This is a genomic window from Vibrio sp. Vb1554, assembly GCF_033344235.1.
In genome coordinates this window covers 1-17,137 of record NZ_JAWPOJ010000005.1, presented here as the reverse complement: position 1 = coordinate 17,137, position 17,137 = coordinate 1, and the positions used below count along the sequence as shown (strand labels likewise).

Annotated in this window: 17 protein-coding genes; 9 read left to right on the top strand and 8 right to left on the bottom strand. The window is 44.1% G+C overall.

Annotated elements, in window-relative coordinates; translation table 11 throughout:
* The first annotated feature begins 102 nt into the window (after window positions 1-102).
* Window positions 103-1,317 (top strand): putative manganese transporter, encoded by a 1,215-nt coding sequence (locus tag R8N28_RS06080; protein ID WP_017820871.1) that lies wholly within the window; start codon window positions 103-105, stop codon window positions 1,315-1,317.
* Between the two features lie 78 nt (window positions 1,318-1,395).
* Here the strand turns inward: R8N28_RS06080 and R8N28_RS06075 are convergent, their stop codons facing one another.
* The 4 genes from R8N28_RS06075 to torE all read right to left on the bottom strand — a co-directional run bounded on the left by R8N28_RS06075 (window position 1,396) and on the right by torE (window position 7,237).
* Window positions 1,396-3,135 (bottom strand): glycoside hydrolase family 36 protein, encoded by a 1,740-nt coding sequence (locus R8N28_RS06075; RefSeq protein ID WP_065274376.1) that lies wholly within the window; start codon window positions 3,133-3,135, stop codon window positions 1,396-1,398.
* 198 nt (window positions 3,136-3,333) lie between these two features.
* Window positions 3,334-5,796: a trimethylamine-N-oxide reductase TorA gene (gene torA, locus R8N28_RS06070; RefSeq protein ID WP_005378138.1), complete on the bottom strand. Its 2,463-nt coding sequence runs from the start codon at window positions 5,794-5,796 to the stop codon at window positions 3,334-3,336.
* 26 nt (window positions 5,797-5,822) lie between these two features.
* Window positions 5,823-7,007, bottom strand: coding sequence for a pentaheme c-type cytochrome TorC (gene torC, locus R8N28_RS06065; RefSeq protein ID WP_005378139.1), 1,185 nt, complete (start codon window positions 7,005-7,007; stop codon window positions 5,823-5,825).
* 50 nt (window positions 7,008-7,057) lie between these two features.
* Window positions 7,058-7,237, bottom strand: coding sequence for a trimethylamine N-oxide reductase system protein TorE (torE, locus tag R8N28_RS06060; RefSeq protein ID WP_005378141.1), 180 nt, complete (start codon window positions 7,235-7,237; stop codon window positions 7,058-7,060).
* A gap of 462 nt (window positions 7,238-7,699) precedes the next feature.
* Here torE and R8N28_RS06055 point away from each other — a divergent pair, with 462 nt between their 5' ends.
* Together R8N28_RS06055 and R8N28_RS06050 are read left to right on the top strand one after the other, a co-directional pair.
* Complete coding sequence (locus tag R8N28_RS06055; RefSeq protein WP_017634681.1) at window positions 7,700-8,512, top strand: ABC transporter permease; 813 nt, start codon at window positions 7,700-7,702, stop codon at window positions 8,510-8,512.
* A 354-nt stretch (window positions 8,513-8,866) separates the two neighbouring features.
* Window positions 8,867-9,004 (top strand): hypothetical protein, encoded by a 138-nt coding sequence (locus tag R8N28_RS06050; RefSeq protein WP_005378145.1) that lies wholly within the window; start codon window positions 8,867-8,869, stop codon window positions 9,002-9,004.
* Between the two features lie 85 nt (window positions 9,005-9,089).
* Here R8N28_RS06050 and focA read toward each other — a convergent pair whose 3' ends face one another.
* Window positions 9,090-9,950, bottom strand: a complete 861-nt coding sequence (gene focA, locus R8N28_RS06045; RefSeq protein WP_005378146.1) for a formate transporter FocA — start codon at window positions 9,948-9,950, stop codon at window positions 9,090-9,092.
* 299 nt (window positions 9,951-10,249) lie between these two features.
* Between focA and R8N28_RS06040 the strand changes: the two genes are divergently transcribed.
* Entirely contained in the window at window positions 10,250-10,483 is a 234-nt protein-coding gene (locus tag R8N28_RS06040; RefSeq protein ID WP_318183336.1) for a TIGR02647 family protein, read from the top strand.
* A gap of 43 nt (window positions 10,484-10,526) precedes the next feature.
* Here R8N28_RS06040 and R8N28_RS06035 read toward each other — a convergent pair whose 3' ends face one another.
* A complete protein-coding gene (locus tag R8N28_RS06035) occupies window positions 10,527-10,973 on the bottom strand; it encodes a PACE efflux transporter (RefSeq protein ID WP_065274375.1) in 447 nt (148 codons plus the stop codon).
* Window positions 10,974-11,062: 89 nt separating this feature from the next.
* Between R8N28_RS06035 and R8N28_RS06030 the strand changes: the two genes are divergently transcribed.
* The 3 genes from R8N28_RS06030 to R8N28_RS06020 are packed head-to-tail and all read left to right on the top strand — an operon-like array spanning window position 11,063 to window position 13,422.
* Window positions 11,063-11,941, top strand: coding sequence for a LysR family transcriptional regulator (locus tag R8N28_RS06030; protein WP_005378151.1), 879 nt, complete (start codon window positions 11,063-11,065; stop codon window positions 11,939-11,941).
* A gap of 18 nt (window positions 11,942-11,959) precedes the next feature.
* Window positions 11,960-12,787 carry an NAD-dependent epimerase/dehydratase family protein gene (locus R8N28_RS06025; RefSeq protein WP_054575137.1) on the top strand — a complete coding sequence of 276 codons (828 nt, stop codon included), beginning with the start codon at window positions 11,960-11,962 and terminating at the stop codon, window positions 12,785-12,787.
* Complete coding sequence (locus tag R8N28_RS06020; protein WP_017821723.1) at window positions 12,784-13,422, top strand: YdcF family protein; 639 nt, start codon at window positions 12,784-12,786, stop codon at window positions 13,420-13,422. The genes R8N28_RS06025 and R8N28_RS06020 overlap by 4 nt, the downstream gene beginning before the upstream one ends.
* 60 nt (window positions 13,423-13,482) lie before the next feature.
* Here R8N28_RS06020 and R8N28_RS06015 read toward each other — a convergent pair whose 3' ends face one another.
* Together R8N28_RS06015 and cysS are read right to left on the bottom strand one after the other, a co-directional pair.
* Complete coding sequence (locus tag R8N28_RS06015) at window positions 13,483-14,061, bottom strand: thymidine kinase (RefSeq protein WP_005378154.1); 579 nt, start codon at window positions 14,059-14,061, stop codon at window positions 13,483-13,485.
* A gap of 87 nt (window positions 14,062-14,148) precedes the next feature.
* Window positions 14,149-15,531: a cysteine--tRNA ligase gene (cysS, locus tag R8N28_RS06010; protein ID WP_005378155.1), complete on the bottom strand. Its 1,383-nt coding sequence runs from the start codon at window positions 15,529-15,531 to the stop codon at window positions 14,149-14,151.
* Window positions 15,532-15,733: 202 nt separating this feature from the next.
* Here cysS and R8N28_RS06005 point away from each other — a divergent pair, with 202 nt between their 5' ends.
* Both R8N28_RS06005 and lpxH read left to right on the top strand, forming a co-directional pair.
* Window positions 15,734-16,228: a peptidylprolyl isomerase gene (locus R8N28_RS06005; RefSeq protein WP_005378156.1), complete on the top strand. Its 495-nt coding sequence runs from the start codon at window positions 15,734-15,736 to the stop codon at window positions 16,226-16,228.
* 60 nt (window positions 16,229-16,288) lie between these two features.
* Complete coding sequence (gene lpxH / locus R8N28_RS06000) at window positions 16,289-17,026, top strand: UDP-2,3-diacylglucosamine diphosphatase (RefSeq protein ID WP_065274374.1); 738 nt, start codon at window positions 16,289-16,291, stop codon at window positions 17,024-17,026.
* Window positions 17,027-17,137 lie beyond the last annotated feature (111 nt).

Here is a 17,137-nt window from a genome sequence, read left to right as displayed (position 1 = left end):
TGATTTCAGAGAGTTTGACACGAAGAAAAGTTCACAATGCTATTGCGAATAAATCTCATTTACATATAATGATAATTATTCCTATTTGCATTTGAGTAAACGATGAACGCGACCCAATTATTACACTCTGCACAACAGTTGTTTCAGCCTACTCAGTTTCGTTTAGCTTATAAGCGATTGCTGATCCCTATCGTCATGCTCATTTTGCTAGGCAATGAAAATACACGTGACGTAGCCGTACAGACGCTATCCGACTCATTCTGGGCGGTGTCATGCTATGTTGCTGCCACATTGGCTATTTATCATTATCTTTCAAACTTTATGTCGAAAACCAATCGAATTACCGAGCTATATCATCGCTCGCGTAATCATCAGGTTTTCTTTGCTTCTTTGTTGGGTGCTTTGCCTGGCTGTGGTGGCGCTATTGTTGTGACAACGCAATTTATTAGTGGCCGAGTAGGATTTGGTGCGATTGTCGCGGTACTTACTTCAACAATGGGTGACGCTGCCTTTTTACTTCTGGCCGCCAAACCAAGTGTTGGATTAGGCGTGGTTGGATTAGGCATTATCGTGGGTACTCTTTCAGGGTTAGTCGTTAATGCTTTTCATGCTGATAACTTTCTGCGACCAGAACCAAAAGAAGCACCTCAGACACATGCTTGTTGCCAACACCAGACAGACCGACACACACCCCTTGAACAACGTGCAATCAATCTACAAGGCGCATTTTGGAAATGGCTTATTGTGCCTGCTAGTGTCGTTGCTGTGTTAATGTCTTTCCAAATCGATATTAATCAGCTGTTGTCTTTGCAGGCCAATACCATTGAATGGCTGGGCGCTATCTTCGCGGTGATCACAATGTCGTTGTGGGCTATGACAAAAGAGCTCGGCGATTATCAGTCAACGGTCTCTGAAGATGAAAAAATCGTGGACTCACACCCGATTCAAAAAGCAGCACAAGATACGAATTTCGTCAGTGCTTGGGTGATCGTGGCGTTTCTGGCGTTTGAACTGACGACCTATTTTTCTGGACTCGACCTTGTAGAAACCTTTTCTCATTGGGGAATTTGGATGCCATTAGCTGGCCTAGCCATTGGTATGTTGCCTGGTTGTGGACCGCAAATTTTAGTCACTAGCCTATACATTTCTGGTGCAGCGCCACTTTCTGCGCAACTGGCCAATGCGATTTCTAACGATGGTGACGCCCTATTCCCCGCTATTGCAATGGCACCGAAAGCTGCTTTGGTCGCGACTATTTACTCGTCCATTCCTGCGTTTATTGTTGGATACGGGTATTACTTTTTATTCGAGTTCTAACGCTCAGAGCATCAAACGAGAAAGGAGCCGCAATAGGCTCCTTTCTTGATCTTGGTATTAGGCGATTTACTTCACGTTTTATGCTGTAACGATCGCTTTCGCATTGAGCCCTTTATCCACGCTCACCATTAACAACTGGCAAGGTTCTTGGTTTAGCTTTTCCCCTGTCCAGTAATCATACCAGTCCACCGGTTGATCAGACGTCAGCGTAAATTCCATCGCTCCGTAACTCGCATAATTAAACAAACAATGGAGGTCATTCTTCGTCGTTAGTTTTAAAAACGCGTGATTTAAACTCAAAGCGGTAAACTTTGCAGATTGCTGGTTACGTTGTTGACGTAACATGAGCTTAGACAGTGTCTTCTTAGCAAACGGCGTAATCTCAGGGAGCGGGTCACCAGACAGCAGCAAACCACCACTCGCTAATAACACCGTGCGATGAAATTCATACTCTTCTCTGGATGCAGATTGATTAGCTAATGAAGTGAACGTGGCGCAATCCGGGTCAATTTGCCACAATTTTCGATGCTGCCAACTACGGTAAAAGGTTTCTTTGGCTATCTGTTCGAATCGACGACTATGACGCTCTACATCGTCAGAAACACGCATTGCATCCACAAGCCCCAGAGATAGCCACATTGGCGCGTTGCAACCTAAAAGCCACGCATCACCAGCGCCTTTGGCAATCGCTTCCATTCCTAAGCGATACGCCTCAACGCCTGTAATACCAGATTGTTTACGAACACCTTTTAAGGTGCCCCAATAGTTCGCGTCTAGCTTGAACAACTCAACGCCCCACTCTTGTCTCATGACAGAGACTACATTCGTCAGATGGTCTTGTACTTCTGGGTTTGAGGTATCGAGTATGTACCAAGGCGTGCATCGCCAACCACCGTATGTGACATCTTCTGCTTTAAGTAAGCCACCATCCTTGTGACGCACAAACCAATCTGGATGCTGTTTGAAGATCTCCGACTCAGGCTGTGCAATGAAAGGCGCCATCCAAATTGCCGGCTTTTTTCCTTTTGCACGGATATTATGAATGAGCTCTTTTACGCCACCAGAAAACTTATCTGATGGGGTTAACCAATCGCCCATAAAGGCTTGATAGCCATCATCCAGAAGTACCCACTCTAGGTCTTCGAGCTTATCTTTCATACAATCTACGTTCTGCATGATGTTTTGCTCTGTCACGTCTGCGTAGTACGCGTACCACGAACACCAACCAACAGGCGCATCTTGTGTCACACCTTGGCGAACAGGATGATGCTCTGCAATCATCTCGCCATAGGTTTGATAAAGCTCGGACAGCGATTGACCACAGAGTACCGCCACGGATTCAAGTTGATTACTTTCCCAATCCGCCACTTGAGTCAACTCACCATCAATTGCGGCTGATAAAACCCAATGCCCATCACGCAGCACAACATCAAAATAGCCTGCAAAGCGATGACATGATGTGAAGCCAAATAATGTGTAGCCCGCTGAACCTTCCACCACTAAATAGTTGTAATAACGCTTAGGTGCATTTTTAGGGTAGATTCGATAAGAAGGATTATTGTCTGGGCAGCGACCAATATCAACGGGGTGATTGATCGTTCCCGCCGTTTGCGCCAACATTTGAAAACCATCCCCAATTACGTTGGCCTCGTGCTCGTACAAAAACGGCATTTCGAATAACACTTCACGGTCGGTAAAGGTTTTATTGTGAAGGCCAGCAAAAGAAAAATGTAATTGATTACCCTCGACTTCAACTTGGAAGTCATTGTTATTCACAGTGATCTCAGTGTGATTTGCTAATTGAATGCTCTGAGCCATAAAGAGTCTACTCACTTAATTATTATTGTTTAGCTTGGCGCATTATCTCCTGCTTGTCTCACCCAATTCGTTACCATCATCACGAATACCAGTCTCGTTTAACGTTATGAAGTTACTATTGAGACAACGCTCACTGAAATTTTGATAAAAAAATACCAGCCCTGAGGCTGGTATTTGGATTTATGCAAACTGCACTAATTAAGCAACTTCGATCGGACCACCAAATGAAGTGACTGGCGGCACTTTACCTGTGAACTTCTCGAAGTCTACGATACATGTGTTCGCAGAAGTCGCCTGTGCAAGCTCAGAAGAACCGATGTCTTGCGTTAGGGTGTTAGGATCACCGTAGGTACAGATTGCGCCTTCTTTCTCGTTTAGAGGACCGTACCATGCACCTTCTTCGATACGAATAACGCCACGTGGGTAGCTGTCAGTCAAAACAGCACCAGCTAACAGCTGACCACGACCGTTGAATACACGTACCAAATCACCATCTTTGATACCTTTTGCTTTGGCATCCGCTGGGTTGATGTAAACCGGCTCACGACCTTGTACCGCGTAAGTCGCGCGGAACTCTTCAGACTCACACATTTGAGAGTGCAGACGCTTGTCTGGGTGACAAGACTGCAACCAGAATGGGTATTTGTCTGAACCAGGGCCACCGTGTGAACGCTCTGATTTTTCGAACCACATTGGGTGCTCTTGACAGTGTTCGTAACCGTAACGGCCGATCTTACGTGATGTAATCTCGATGAAGCCAGACGGTGTACCTAGAGGGTTAAGCTCAGGGTCTTTACGGAAGTCCGCGTGACGAACCCAAGGTTTACCTTCACCGAAGTCTAGTACGCTCTTCTCCCAGAACTCATTGAATTCTGGCATTTCGAACTTACCTTCGTTCGCTTTCTTACAATCGTTGTATAGGCTTTCGATCCACTCCATCTCGCTCATACCACGAGTGTATTCTTCGCGGCGACCAAAACGCTGAGTTAGTTCACTCATGATTTGGAAGTCAGGCTTAGATTGGAACAATGGATCGACGAGACGATGCATCGCGATCAGACCTTTGTTCGAGTATGAACCGTACACGTCGATGTCGTTACGTTCCCATTGCGTACACGCAGGTAGAACGATGTCAGAGAAACGACATGTTGCAGTCCAAGCAAACTCGATCGTTACAACCGTTTGAAGTTTGCGGAACGCTTTCTTCATGCGGTTACGATCTTGATGGTGGTGCCATGGGTTACAACCCGAGATAACCATCATCTTGAAGTCTGGCAGTTTCACTTTACCGCCGTTGTAGTTGATCTCTTTGCCAGGTTCTAGCAGACAGTCGATCCAACGTGCAACTGGGATAGTACGACTGTAACCGTTAAAGTCGTTGTTGTCCCACTTCGGTTTCATACCTTGGTCAAGGTTACGAGGGAAACCACCAGGGCCCGCGAAACCAGTAGAAGGCACACCGATACTTGAGTAATGGTGACCGTAAGAGATACCACCGCCAGGTAGACCGATTTGACCAACCATTGCAGCAACCACAGCCGCTGCCCAGTATGGCTGCTCACCGTGCTCTTGACGCTGGATACACCAACCCATCAGGATCTGTGTACGACCGCTGACTAGCATGCGTGCGAATTCACGGATCTTGTCCGCTTTCACGCCACAAATCGCTGCTGCCCATTCAGGCGTCTTCTCTACTTTGTCTTTTGTCTTACCTTGAACGTATTGAATGAACTCTTCAAAGCCTAGACAGTAAGTATCAATGAATTTCTTATCGTACAGGTTTTCGTTGTACAACACGTGTGCCACAGCGAGCATGAACGCTACGTCTGTCAGCGGGTTGATGTACAAGTGATCGTTCTCTAAGTAGCGCTGAGTTTTGTTCTTCACTGGGTCTACAGATAGAACGTTGATCTCACCTTTCGCCACTTTTTCTTTTAGTTGTGCAAGGTACTTAAACGACTCATGCGTTTCACAGTTCCAACCTACTTGAAGGTTTTTCACTGGGTCGTTAGCCCAAAGAACGATGTTGTCAGAGTTTTCTAGGATCTCAGACCAAGACGTACCTTGTGCGTACACTTCGGTTGAACCTAGCACGTACGGCATAATGGTTTGACCTGCACCCGTCGAGTAGTCACCTACTTTAGTGATGAAGTTGCCATGCATACCTACTGCACGTTGCATGTGCGCAGTACAGTTGTTGAATGAACCCGTTTGGTTCCAACCTGTTTGACCTGCATGCAGCGCCCATGGGCCGTAGTCTTTTTGAATACGTTCTAGTTCGCGATAAAACAAATCTAGCGCTTCATCCCAAGTTACTCGGATGAAACGGTTGTTACCGCGAGTATCTGCGCTGTATTTGTGTTTCTTCAACCAATCTAGACGAACCATTGGGTAACGAACACGTGAAGGGCTGTAGATAATACCCTTAATGCCGTTCAACATTTCTGTTGGGTTTTTGTCTAGCTCTAGCGGCTTGATCTCTTGAACTTTACCCGCGTAGATGTGGGCGCGGAACGCGCCCCAGTGAGAACCGGTTACTTTCCAAGTACCTGTCGTCTCAACGGCATTTGCAGAGGCGGACGCCAATAAGCTAGGACCAATTACTGACGCTGCACTTGTGGTTGCTACACCTTTAAGAAAACTTCTTCGTGTAATAGCCATTTAAAATTACTCCAATCCGACGCTTATTAGTGGTGACCTTCAGCATAATCTGAAGAGTGTTTCTGTAGATACTTCAAGATCAGTGCTTCACTGTCTGTATCTAGGTTAACGAACGCCAACATACCGTCGAACATACCTGGCCAGGTGTTCGCGTCGAAGTGCGCTTCCGCAGGTTGAGTGTGACATACAGAACAATTGGTCTTGTAGGCTTCACGAGATTTTTCCCAAACAGGATTGATGTCGTTCAGCATAGACTCTTTCTTAATCCATACTTTCGCCGCTACTTTTTCCCAAGGAAGGCCTGTTAGCTCATCCACTTTTTTCTCACCAGTCGTCACAATGTTGCTGTCTGTTGCTGCTTCTTTCATCAGAGACGCAGTCGCAATGTTCTTACCGAAGTCTTCTTGAATTACACGACCAAAACCTTTTGCTTTGCGCCAACCGTCAATTTCGATCTCAACAAACTCGCCTTTGTCTTCAAGAACTTTAACGGTCGATGCAGGATTAAGAAGACCAGCTTCTTTACTGCCTTGCGCATCAAAGTAAATTGGTAGGTGACGAACGCTCACGAGTTGCTGACCAACGCCGTAATCCGTGTTAGAAGTCATACCCTCTAGATCACCCACGATACCGCCAATGCTGTCCATGCCTGCTGGTAGGTTGTGCGCAATACCCTTGTGACAGTCAACACAGCTTTGATCTTTCTCAGCGGCTTGCTTCATTTGGATACGAGCCGTAGGAGACATTTGCTCGAAATCCATCGATTCGTAGTTGTGACAGTTTTTACACTCCAGAGATTTGTTTGCCGAGAAACGATCCCATTCGTGTTTAGCAAGTTCGATACGACGCTCTTCGAACACACCCGGTTCGTCGTAGTTGCCAAATACTTGTGCAAATACTTCTTTAGAAGCTTGCATCTTACGAGCGATCTTATCTGTCCAGTTATGTGGAACGTGACAATCAGGACAGGTAGCACGAACACCAGAGTGGTTTTTCCAGTGCACCGTTTCTTGTAGCTCAACGTACACGTTGTCACGCATTGTGTGACAACTAATACAGAATTCTTCTGTGTTGGTTGCTTCTAGAGCGGTGTTAAAGCCACCCCAAAAGATAACACCAGCAATAAAGCCGCCCATAGTCAGCACACCTAGGCTGATATGTACAGCTGGGCGCGTCATGGTACGCCACAGTTTAATGATTAATGATTTCATTATTTGCTCTCTTAAAATCTTTTCAAAAGTGTGGTTATGAGCTCACTGGCTTACATGCCGTGCGCGCCTGGAGGTCCAAAGAAGAAGACTTGCAACATCCAAACGATGAACCCGTAGCCGCCAACAAAGGCCACACTCAGAATTGGGAAGAGAACAACTGCAATGAAGAGGAACGACTTCCACTCCAGGGAGCGTTTTTCACCACTCTCAATTTTATTAACATCACTCATACATTTGCCTATTTTGTATCTAGTGTTATTGAAAAGCCCGCGTAACCAAGCTTAAGTTTTTTACAATCTCTAATGGAAAATGTTAGACCATACTAATAGTAGGGTTCAATCAAATAAGCGACCTCAGACCTTGTAATTCAACACTTTTTTGAGCTCATCCAGAGATATGATGGATTGATGTTATTTATTAAAAAACATGAACAGATGTGACAAAATAAGTCTTTTAAGGAGTTGTTAAATAACCAACATTTAAGAAACATCGATCACATTTAAATCGTAATTACCATGCCATAAATCGACTTAAAAACTCCGAAAAAGATATCCACTTGTAAACAGAATGCTGCGTATTAATGTCTAAAATAGCACTCAAGGTTTACTTTAAGAACAGCAAAAAGTGCACATAGTGGTTCATATAAAGGGGAGGCTTAGATACAATTATTCGCGTATTTTCAAGGAGCGATTATGGATAACGTGGTGGATATAAGCTGGGTCAAACTGGCACTGTTTGGTTTGATTTTATTGGTCCCCTTCTTTATCAATGCCCGCTACAAATTAGGGATAGCAAAAGACACCATAATCAGTGTTATCCGAATGACACTTCAGCTCATATTGATTGGCGTGTATTTAGAATATCTTTTTCAATTAAACAGCTTACTTGTCAATATACTTTGGCTTGCCATCATGCTACTGATTGGTGCCAGCTCAATTGCGGGAAAAGCTCACTTACCTAAAAAGCCACTTATGCTTCCGCTACTAACGGGCCTTACCTGTGGTCTAATACCACTTCTGATAGCAATTACAGCAGGCCTAGTGCAACCATCCCCTATTTACAATGCGCAGTACATGATCCCACTTGCTGGTATGTTATTGGGTAACAGCTTGAGTAGTAATATCATCGCTCTTCAGAATTTGTTTACGGCTTTTGAGCAGAGACAAGCAGAATATGAGGCTGCAATCTCACTTGGAGCCTCTCCTCGCTACGCATCCTTCCCCTTCATTCAAGAGGCTCTTAGAAAGTCCCTTGCCCCGACTTTAGCTTCTATGGCCACTACAGGACTGGTTACCTTACCGGGTATGATGACCGGTCAAATTCTAGGTGGCGCGAGCCCGATGGTTGCGATTAAATACCAGTTAGTAATTATGCTGGCTATTTTCGTCATGTTGAGTGCCTCCGTAACCATAACGTTAGAAATGACATTGCGCTGGGTACAAACCAAAGAAGGCCGAATCAAGATAAAAATCGAGCAACCCGAATCGACCAAAACTCACGGTTAGTTGGCGCTTGTGGGTAAAGCCCGTTAAACAACTTATGGTGCCAAGTCGAACGTACTTATAACTGAATAACTCAACTATTCTTCGAGCACTCATCAAGACGCTTTCAGATGAAAAGTCAGGTAGAATTCTTTTTGATATAAGCCTCTAATTTTATGAAATTTTCTTTGCAAGTTTAGATACGCACGACCTTTGATACAGGTTATCCACAGAAAATGTGGATAAGCCCCCAAAACCCATACGCAACCAGAAACATAGCAACATAAGTGATCAATCGAATCGTCATGCATTGATCACGTGACTGACATGTTCTAATTTTATAGTAAAGGCAGTGACCACAAACTTGGAGAGACGTACATGGATGTCTTAATGATCAAAGAAAATTACGATGAACTCCTGTCCGATGCACCTCTGGATTGGCTCGTTCAAGAACCAAAGGAAGTAACTTCTCATTGGCTCCCAACCGATTTTGGCATCAACGAAGAGTTGATTTAGCATGACTCGACTTATTTGACATTTGCAGAGACAAATAAAAAGAAAGGCGAACCATCTGGTTCGCCTTTCTTGTGATCTTCTAAACTTATCGCAAATGGTTATCTTCATCGCGTAGATAAATCATCCAATACCACATGCCAACAAATACGCCACCACCAATAATGTTTCCTATCGTAACAGGAATTAGGTTGTTTACGATGAACCCCATCATGTTTAAGTCCGCGTAGTTTGCAATATCTGCCCCTGTCATTTGCCAAAACGCTTCTGGCGCAAAGTACTTAATACCAATCGCCATAGGTACTTGGAACATGTTCGCAATACAGTGCTCAAAACCTGCCGACACGAACATAGCCACAGGCAAAATCATGACCGCTATTTTATCTGTCAATGTTCGCCCACTAAACGTCATCCAAACTGCAATACAAACTAATACGTTACACATAATGCCAAGCGCAACAGCAGCAAAGAAACCATGATGTAATTTGTGTTGGGAGATCGCCATCGCGTTAAGACCAACTTGGCCATGATCAAACATATATTGCTTGGTAACTAGCATACAGGCCACGAGCAAAATGGCCCCAACCATATTGCCAAAGTAAACCACCAACCAGTTTTTGATAAGTGCTTGCCAAGAGATTTTTCCACTCGCACGCGCAACTAGTGTTAGCACAGAGCTAGTGAAAAGCTCGCCGCCAGTAACCACCACCAAAATCAAACCAAGGCTAAATGCCAGACCACCAATGAGTCGTGTAATGCCCCAAGGCAGCTCGCCTGCGCCTGTCGTTACTGTGGTATAGAAGATGAAAGCAATACCAATATGAAGCCCCGCAGAAATGGCGAGCAGAAAAGATTTGATTGGAGCTTTCGTTGCTTTGCCTACCCCCACTTCAGCCGCGCGTTCCGCAGCTTGTGGCGGTAATAGTGAGTCAAACTGATTAAAGTTCATTCTGGTGTAACATTTAGAAACATTTAAAGAGGCGCGGATAATCGCTCTATTTCCCTATTTTTTCAAGTGCTATTTGGCGTGTTTACTAAAATCGTTGTTATTGGGAGATCAAGCAATAAATAGCGCCTATCATTCGCTACCGTAAGTATCATTGATACTTAACAAGTATTCGGCCTTTCGAACAAAGATCCTGCGTTATATCAGCCTGATAGCGCCATACTTAACACTTCTTGTCGTTGAATGTTGCCCAACGCTACTTTTCAGACTAGCTTGGTAAAAAAAGCGCAAAGGAATCATTTATGAAATATTCAGCTGAACATATCGCCGAATTGAATCTACTTCTTCAGTTCGACCTAAGTAGTGCTGCAACTGGTATTAAAGTTCATACAGACGCGTCAGAAGAAATGCAGGCAGCCGTTGCTCGTCTATATGAGAAGCAACTTTGTACACAGTCTGACGGTGGTTATCTAACAGACGAAGGCATTGAAGTTGCAGAACATGCAGATAAGATTTTAAGAGTTTTGTCTGTGTAATTTGAACAAAAAACGCCACCGAACTCGGTGGCGTTTTTTAGTCCTATATTTTTCCTGTCGATGCCTGCGGCAATAATCGCTTTTTCATTTTGCTAAATGGTTGAACCTTGTCATACAACCAGTTAAAACCAGTAGCATAAAATAGGAAGAAAACGAGGAAGCCGGCTTCCAGCATCAGAGCTTGAAGAAGCGTAATTTCTAAGAACCAGGCAATCACAGGTAGAGAGATAAAGATCAATCCTCCCTCGAAACCAACAGTGTGTCCAAGCCGCATAGCTAAACTTCGCTCAGCTCGATTGTCACCAAACCACTTATCAAAGTACAAGTTGTAGATGTAGTTCCATATCACGGTATACATGCTCAACCCGACCCCAACCAACGCGAGATCACTAGAGCCCTTTCCAGTGATCAATGAAGCCGCTGGTACAACAATCGCGAGTGCGATTAACTCAAAAAGTACTGCATGAAAAATTCGTTCGTTACGAGTCATATTTCTCTGTCCAAATAGTTCTACTCAATGCTTAGAATTTTATCTATTATTTAGATAACCAAAAGTTAGATACCATCGGTTTAAGCGATATGTTTACCATCGAACAACTGCAAGCTTTTATTGCTACATCAGAAGCAGGATCATTTTCAGGAGCAGCTAGAAAACTGGGGCGAGCTCAATCTGTAGTGAGCCAGCACATCATGAATATGGAGATCGACTGTGGCGTTGAGCTTTTTGATCGATCAGGCAGGTACCCTAAATTAACTGAGAATGGCCTCGCGCTCGTACCTTATGCACAAGCAACAATCAGCCAACTCGACCGCCTAAACAATAGGGCATCGCAGCTCTTTTCCACGCCAACGAACAAATTAGTCTTAGCTATTGATGAAGGGATTCCTCTGACTCGCTTGCCGGATGTGCTAAAGAAGTTAGAGCAACGCTTTCCACACTTACAAGTTGAATGCTTAACGGCATCAAGCCCTGATATCATTGAATTGGTTAAGTCGGAACGCGCCACGACTGGGATTATTTTGAGTGATTTACAAATGCCAAGGCACATCGATTTCACCAATCTTGGCAATATTGCATTTGATGTCTATGTCTCTTCAACACATCCTTTAGCAAAGCAGCAAATCACTCACATTGATCAACTAAAACAACATCGTCAATTGGTCATACGATCCAAAAGTGCAGAGCCATGTGGTCTCAATCAAGCATTTAGCCCAGATATCTGGTACGCTGATAACTACTATATTTTGTTGGAATTGGCGAATAAAGGGTTTGGTTGGTGCTTTCTACCACAGCATTTAGTCGCGTATTCACCTAATACATTAAAAAAGGTTGGGGATGATTTCACAAAACTGGCTTGGCAAGTCAATGTTGACCTTATTCAGCACCAGAAATGGCATTCAGATCCCCTCCATCAACAAGCTAAAGCAGAACTGCTCAACCTATTCGGGCAGACATAAGTAAGTAGGAAGACCCAAATGGCAAATACATTGATCGTAGGTGCAGGCTGGCTCGGAACTCCGCTAGCAGAAACATTGATGAAAGATGGACACTATGTTGTCGTCACTCGTCGTAGCCAAACTCGATTAAAAGAGTTACCCACCTCATTAACTCACTCCGCATTGTTCGATTTCAATCAATTGAACGCCACAGCACGGCTAGATGAGCTGCTCAAACAGCATCAAATTACGCACGTTATCGGCGCTTTTCCTCCAGGATTTCGTAAAGGACGCGGTCAAGAATATGCCCAGCAATGGCAAATACTTGCCAACGCAGCTAAGCAAAACAACGTTGAAAAACTTCTCATGATCAGCTCTACCACGGTTTACCCTAACCTTGCTTCCGATATGGAAGAAGCTGACGCGTCACTCTCTTTAGCAGCCGAAAGCCATTATTTCTCTGACAATGCACGTATTATGCTTCAAGCAGAGCAGCATGTTATCGACTCGAATATTAGCTTTGTTATTCTACGTTGTAGCGGATTAATCGGGCCAGATAGACACCCATCTCGCTTTGCAGCAAGGCTTCAACAAGTTAGTCGTAAAGCACCAGCTAATATGCTTCATCAAGATGATGCTGTCTCGGCTGTGAAATTTGCCTTAGGCAACTTAAGCAACCAAGTCATTAACGTTACGACACCTCATACTGTCAGCAAGGCTGAGTTCTACCAAGCTGCCATAAACAAAATCGGAAGTGAGATACCTCTTCCACCCGTCACAGAGCAAGCTGACAAGCGTATTCTTGCTGACAAACTACTCTCACTTGGTTATCGATTTCACTTCAATTCAACTTTGGATGCGCTATGAGACTCTATAGACATATAGAAACGCTTTGGGATTACATGCAACTTAAACATGAACTGAAGCCTGCGGACTGTTTGTTTGTGATGTGCAGTAATGATGTGCGTGTAGCGGAGCACGCTGCCAAGCTCTACCACCAAAAGTTGGCACCTTTGATTGTATTTTCAGGGGGTGAAGGTCGCTTCACAGATGGACTGTTTGAAAAAAGCGAAGCAGAAACCTTTGCCGAGATTGCAAAGTTGTCGGGCGTTCCAAGCAAAGCAATTTTGCTCGAGACTAAATCCACAAACAGCGGAGAAAACGTCCGCTTTACTGAGCAACGATTAAAAGAGGAAGGAAAACAATGTTCCTCGTTTATTCTGGTACAAAAACCGTTTATGGAGCGTAGAGCAATCGCGACATTTGAAAAACAGTGGCAGTCACCCTACACTCAGCTCCAAGTAAGCTCTGCGGCTCTTCCATTTTTTGAATACATTAATGAAGACATGCCATTAATGATGGTGCTAGAAGCACTAATGGAAGATTTCTCTCGCGTAAAAAGCTATCCAGAGAAAGGATTTCAAACCGAGCAGAACATCCCTCAGCAAGTCGAATCTTCTTACCAGGTTTTACTCGAGCGGTTTGGTTTTGACTTAGTCTAATTTTTTCTAACCGACAACAAAAAGCCACCAAGTTCGGTGGCTTTTCTGTATCAATACGGCTTATTTACCGAGTGCTTCTTTGTAATGTTGGCGGCATACGGAGACATACTTATCGTTACCGCCGATCGCAACTTGATCGCCTTCTTTAATTGCCACGCCGTGTTCATCGGTACGAATAACCATATTCGCTTTGCGGCCACAATGGCAGATTGTTTTGAGCTCAACCAGCTTGTCTGCCCAAGATAATAGATACTTACTGCCTTCAAAAAGTTCGCCTAGAAAATCGGTGCGAAGGCCGTAACACAATACTGGAATATGCAACTTATCAACAACTTCAGTAAGTTGATAAACTTGTTCTTTCGACAAGAACTGACACTCATCAACAAGAATACAGTGACGTTTTTCAACCTCATTCAGAGCTGCGATCTCTTGATACAAATTGGTATCCTGACGAAATAAATGTGCGTCAGATTGAAGACCAATACGAGAGCTCACTTTACCGACACCAAAACGATCATCTAGCGCAGCCGTAAAAATAACTGGCGTCATGCCGCGTTCTTGGTAGTTGAAAGAGGATTGAAGAAGCGTTGTTGATTTACCCGCATTCATTGCTGAGTAATAGAAATACATCTGAGCCACAGAGCATTACCTAAAGTTAAAGTTTTAATTTATGGAAATGGAAAATAAAAGGGCTGAATTATCAGCCCTTTAAAAATGAAAATTCAATTACTTACGACGCCACGTTGTGCCTTCTGGACCATCTTCCAGAACAATGCCCATTTCGGTCAGCTTGTCACGAGCCATATCTGCATTCGCCCAATCTTTCGCAGCACGAGAGTCGTTACGCAGCTTGATCAGAGCTTCGATTTCAGCCACTTCATCATCGTTACCCGCATCACCTTTTAGGAAGGCTTCTGGATCTTGGTGAAGAATACCGATCACATCTGCTAGTTCACGCATTAGCGCACCGAGTTCGCTCGCTTTCTCTAGGTTTTCTGTCTTCAGGCGGTTAACTTCTCTCGCCATGTCGAACAGTACTGAGTAAGCTTCTGGTGTGTTGAAGTCATCATTCATCGCTGCAGTGAAGCGAGATACGTATTCTTCACCACCAGCAGGCGCCGCGTTTAGGTCTAAACCACGTAGAGATGTGTACAGGCGCTCAAGCGAAGCACGTGCTTGGTTTAGGTTATCTTCGCTGTAGTTTAACTGGCTACGGTAGTGACCAGACATTAGGAAGTAACGCACTGTTTCAGCATCGTAGTGACCAAGAACGTCACGGATAGTAAAGAAGTTACCTAGAGATTTAGACATCTTCTCACGGTCTACCATTACCATGCCGCTGTGCATCCATGTGTTCACGTATTGTGTATCGTGTGCACAGCATGATTGCGCGATTTCATTTTCATGGTGTGGGAACTGAAGGTCAGAACCGCCGCCGTGAATGTCGAAGTGGTTACCTAGGATTGAAGAGTTCATTGCTGAACACTCTATGTGCCAACCTGGACGACCAGGACCCCATGGTGACTCCCACGTTGGTTCACCCGGCTTTGACATCTTCCAAAGTACAAAGTCTAGAGGGCTGCGTTTTGCTGTTTCGATATCAACGCGCGCGCCAGCTTGAAGCTGATCAAGGTCTTGCTTAGAAAGCTTGCCGTATTCGTTGAATTTACCTACTTCAAACATTACGTCACCGTTATCTGCAACGTATGCAAAACCGCGCTCGATTAGCTTCTCAACCAATTCGATGATTTCAGCAATAAACTGTGTCGCACGAGGTTCAACGTCCGGACGTTTCATGTTCAGCGCATCAAAATCAGCGTGCATTTCACCAATCAAACGCTCAGTCAATGAATCGCAAGACTCACCATTTTCTGCGGCACGTTTGATGATCTTATCGTCGATATCTGTGATGTTACGTACAAACGTCAGATCATAGCCCAAGTAGCGAAGGTAACGTGATACAACGTCAAAAGAGACGAAAGTACGACCGTGACCAATGTGACAGAGATCGTAGATGGTAACTCCACAGACATACATACCGACTTTGCCAGCTGTAATTGGTTTGAATTCCTCTTTCTGTCTTGTGAGTGTGTTATATATCTTTAACATGATCTCTATCTATGATTGTGAATGAATAAAAGAAGATGAGTATATCAACTCCAACCTAGTTAGGTAATAGCAATTAACCGATAAAACGATAATCGGCTAAACTTCAAGCACAAAACGAAGAATTTCCTCTTCCTGAGTTTTTAAAGCACTAGAACTTAGGCTAGAATCTCGGGCTCAACACAACACAGTAAAGGAAAGTAGCATGATCACCCTTCACACTAATTTTGGTGACATCAAGATTCAACTAAACGAAGAGAAAGCGCCAGAGACAAGCGCAAACTTCCTTCAGTACTGCCGCGACGGTTTCTACGACAACACGCTTTTCCACCGTGTTATTGACGGCTTCATGATCCAAGGTGGTGGTATGGAGTCTGGTCTACGTGAAAAAGCGACTCGTGCACCTATCAAGAACGAAGCAAACAACGGCCTAAGCAACAAAGTGGGTACACTTGCTATGGCACGTACTATGGAGCCGCATTCAGCAAGCTCTCAGTTCTTCATCAACGTAAACAACAACACATTCCTAGACTTCCGTAGCGAAAGCCTAGACGGTTGGGGTTACTGTGTGTTCGGTGAAGTAATCGAAGGCATGGACATCGTAAATAAGATCAAAGGCGTTAGCACTGGTTCTTACGGCATGCACCAAGACGTACCTCTAGAAGACGTAGTAATCACTGGTACAACAATTGAAGAGTAATTCTTAGGAATTATTTTTAAAAGATAAGTTAATGGGGAGGCATAGCTTCCCCTTATTTCTATGACGACATTATTTATTTCCGATCTTCACCTTACCCCATCACGTCCTGATATCACGGAATGTTTTGTGACGTTCATGCGAACAGAAGCAACAAAAGCTGATGCACTTTATGTACTCGGCGATCTGTTTGAGTTCTGGATTGGTGACGATGACAACACCCCTTTTGCAGACCAAATCCGTGCAGAATTTAAAGCACTGACGGATGCGGGTGTGCCAACTTTTTTCATCCAAGGCAATCGAGATTTTTTACTCGGCAAACGCTTTTGCAAAGAAACCGGTATGACATTACTCGACGATGTCTGCACGATTGATCTTTATGGTCAAAAAGCCGTAATCCTACATGGCGATACGCTCTGCATTGACGATGTGAAATACCAAGAGTTTAGAAAAACCGTTCACAAGCCATGGCTACAATGGTTGTTTAACCGTATTCCTTGGTTCATTAAGAAGAAAATTGTCTCAAAAGTTCAATCCGATATTCGTGATGATAAAATGAGCAAGTCATTAGATATCATGGACGTTAACCAAAATGAGGTCGAGAAAGTGATGTCTCAGAACTGCGTCAACATAATGATTCATGGTCACACACATCGCCCGAACACACATTTTTTTGACGTCGATGGCGTTAAAAAGACCCGAATTGTTTTAGGGGATTGGTATACGCAAGGCTCAGTTTTAAAAGTAAATTCTGATAGTTTTGACCTACAAACGAGACCGTTCATACAGAATTTGCGTTAAGCATGTAGAGCGTGTAGAAGATTCACGCTCAAGTCGTAGATATTTTGTAAAAAATCGCTATTATCATAATACTAAGTTAAACAGAACGAAGTACCTAATTGAAGTATTCTT

Bases quoted from the DNA above. Each gene is read 5' to 3' on its own strand.
- R8N28_RS06080 (WP_017820871.1), top strand. From the start codon at position 103: ATGAACGCGACCCAATTATTACACTCTGCACAACAGTTGTTTCAGCCT.
- R8N28_RS06075 (WP_065274376.1), bottom strand. From the start codon at position 3,135: ATGGCTCAGAGCATTCAATTAGCAAATCACACTGAGATCACTGTGAAT.
- torA (WP_005378138.1), bottom strand. From the start codon at position 5,796: ATGGCTATTACACGAAGAAGTTTTCTTAAAGGTGTAGCAACCACAAGT.
- torC (WP_005378139.1), bottom strand. From the start codon at position 7,007: ATGAAATCATTAATCATTAAACTGTGGCGTACCATGACGCGCCCAGCT.
- torE (WP_005378141.1), bottom strand. From the start codon at position 7,237: ATGAGTGATGTTAATAAAATTGAGAGTGGTGAAAAACGCTCCCTGGAG.
- R8N28_RS06055 (WP_017634681.1), top strand. From the start codon at position 7,700: ATGGATAACGTGGTGGATATAAGCTGGGTCAAACTGGCACTGTTTGGT.
- R8N28_RS06050 (WP_005378145.1), top strand. From the start codon at position 8,867: ATGGATGTCTTAATGATCAAAGAAAATTACGATGAACTCCTGTCCGAT.
- focA (WP_005378146.1), bottom strand. From the start codon at position 9,950: ATGAACTTTAATCAGTTTGACTCACTATTACCGCCACAAGCTGCGGAA.
- R8N28_RS06040 (WP_318183336.1), top strand. From the start codon at position 10,250: ATGAAATATTCAGCTGAACATATCGCCGAATTGAATCTACTTCTTCAG.
- R8N28_RS06035 (WP_065274375.1), bottom strand. From the start codon at position 10,973: ATGACTCGTAACGAACGAATTTTTCATGCAGTACTTTTTGAGTTAATC.
- R8N28_RS06030 (WP_005378151.1), top strand. From the start codon at position 11,063: ATGTTTACCATCGAACAACTGCAAGCTTTTATTGCTACATCAGAAGCA.
- R8N28_RS06025 (WP_054575137.1), top strand. From the start codon at position 11,960: ATGGCAAATACATTGATCGTAGGTGCAGGCTGGCTCGGAACTCCGCTA.
- R8N28_RS06020 (WP_017821723.1), top strand. From the start codon at position 12,784: ATGAGACTCTATAGACATATAGAAACGCTTTGGGATTACATGCAACTT.
- cysS (WP_005378155.1), bottom strand. From the start codon at position 15,531: ATGTTAAAGATATATAACACACTCACAAGACAGAAAGAGGAATTCAAA.
- R8N28_RS06005 (WP_005378156.1), top strand. From the start codon at position 15,734: ATGATCACCCTTCACACTAATTTTGGTGACATCAAGATTCAACTAAAC.
- lpxH (WP_065274374.1), top strand. From the start codon at position 16,289: ATGACGACATTATTTATTTCCGATCTTCACCTTACCCCATCACGTCCT.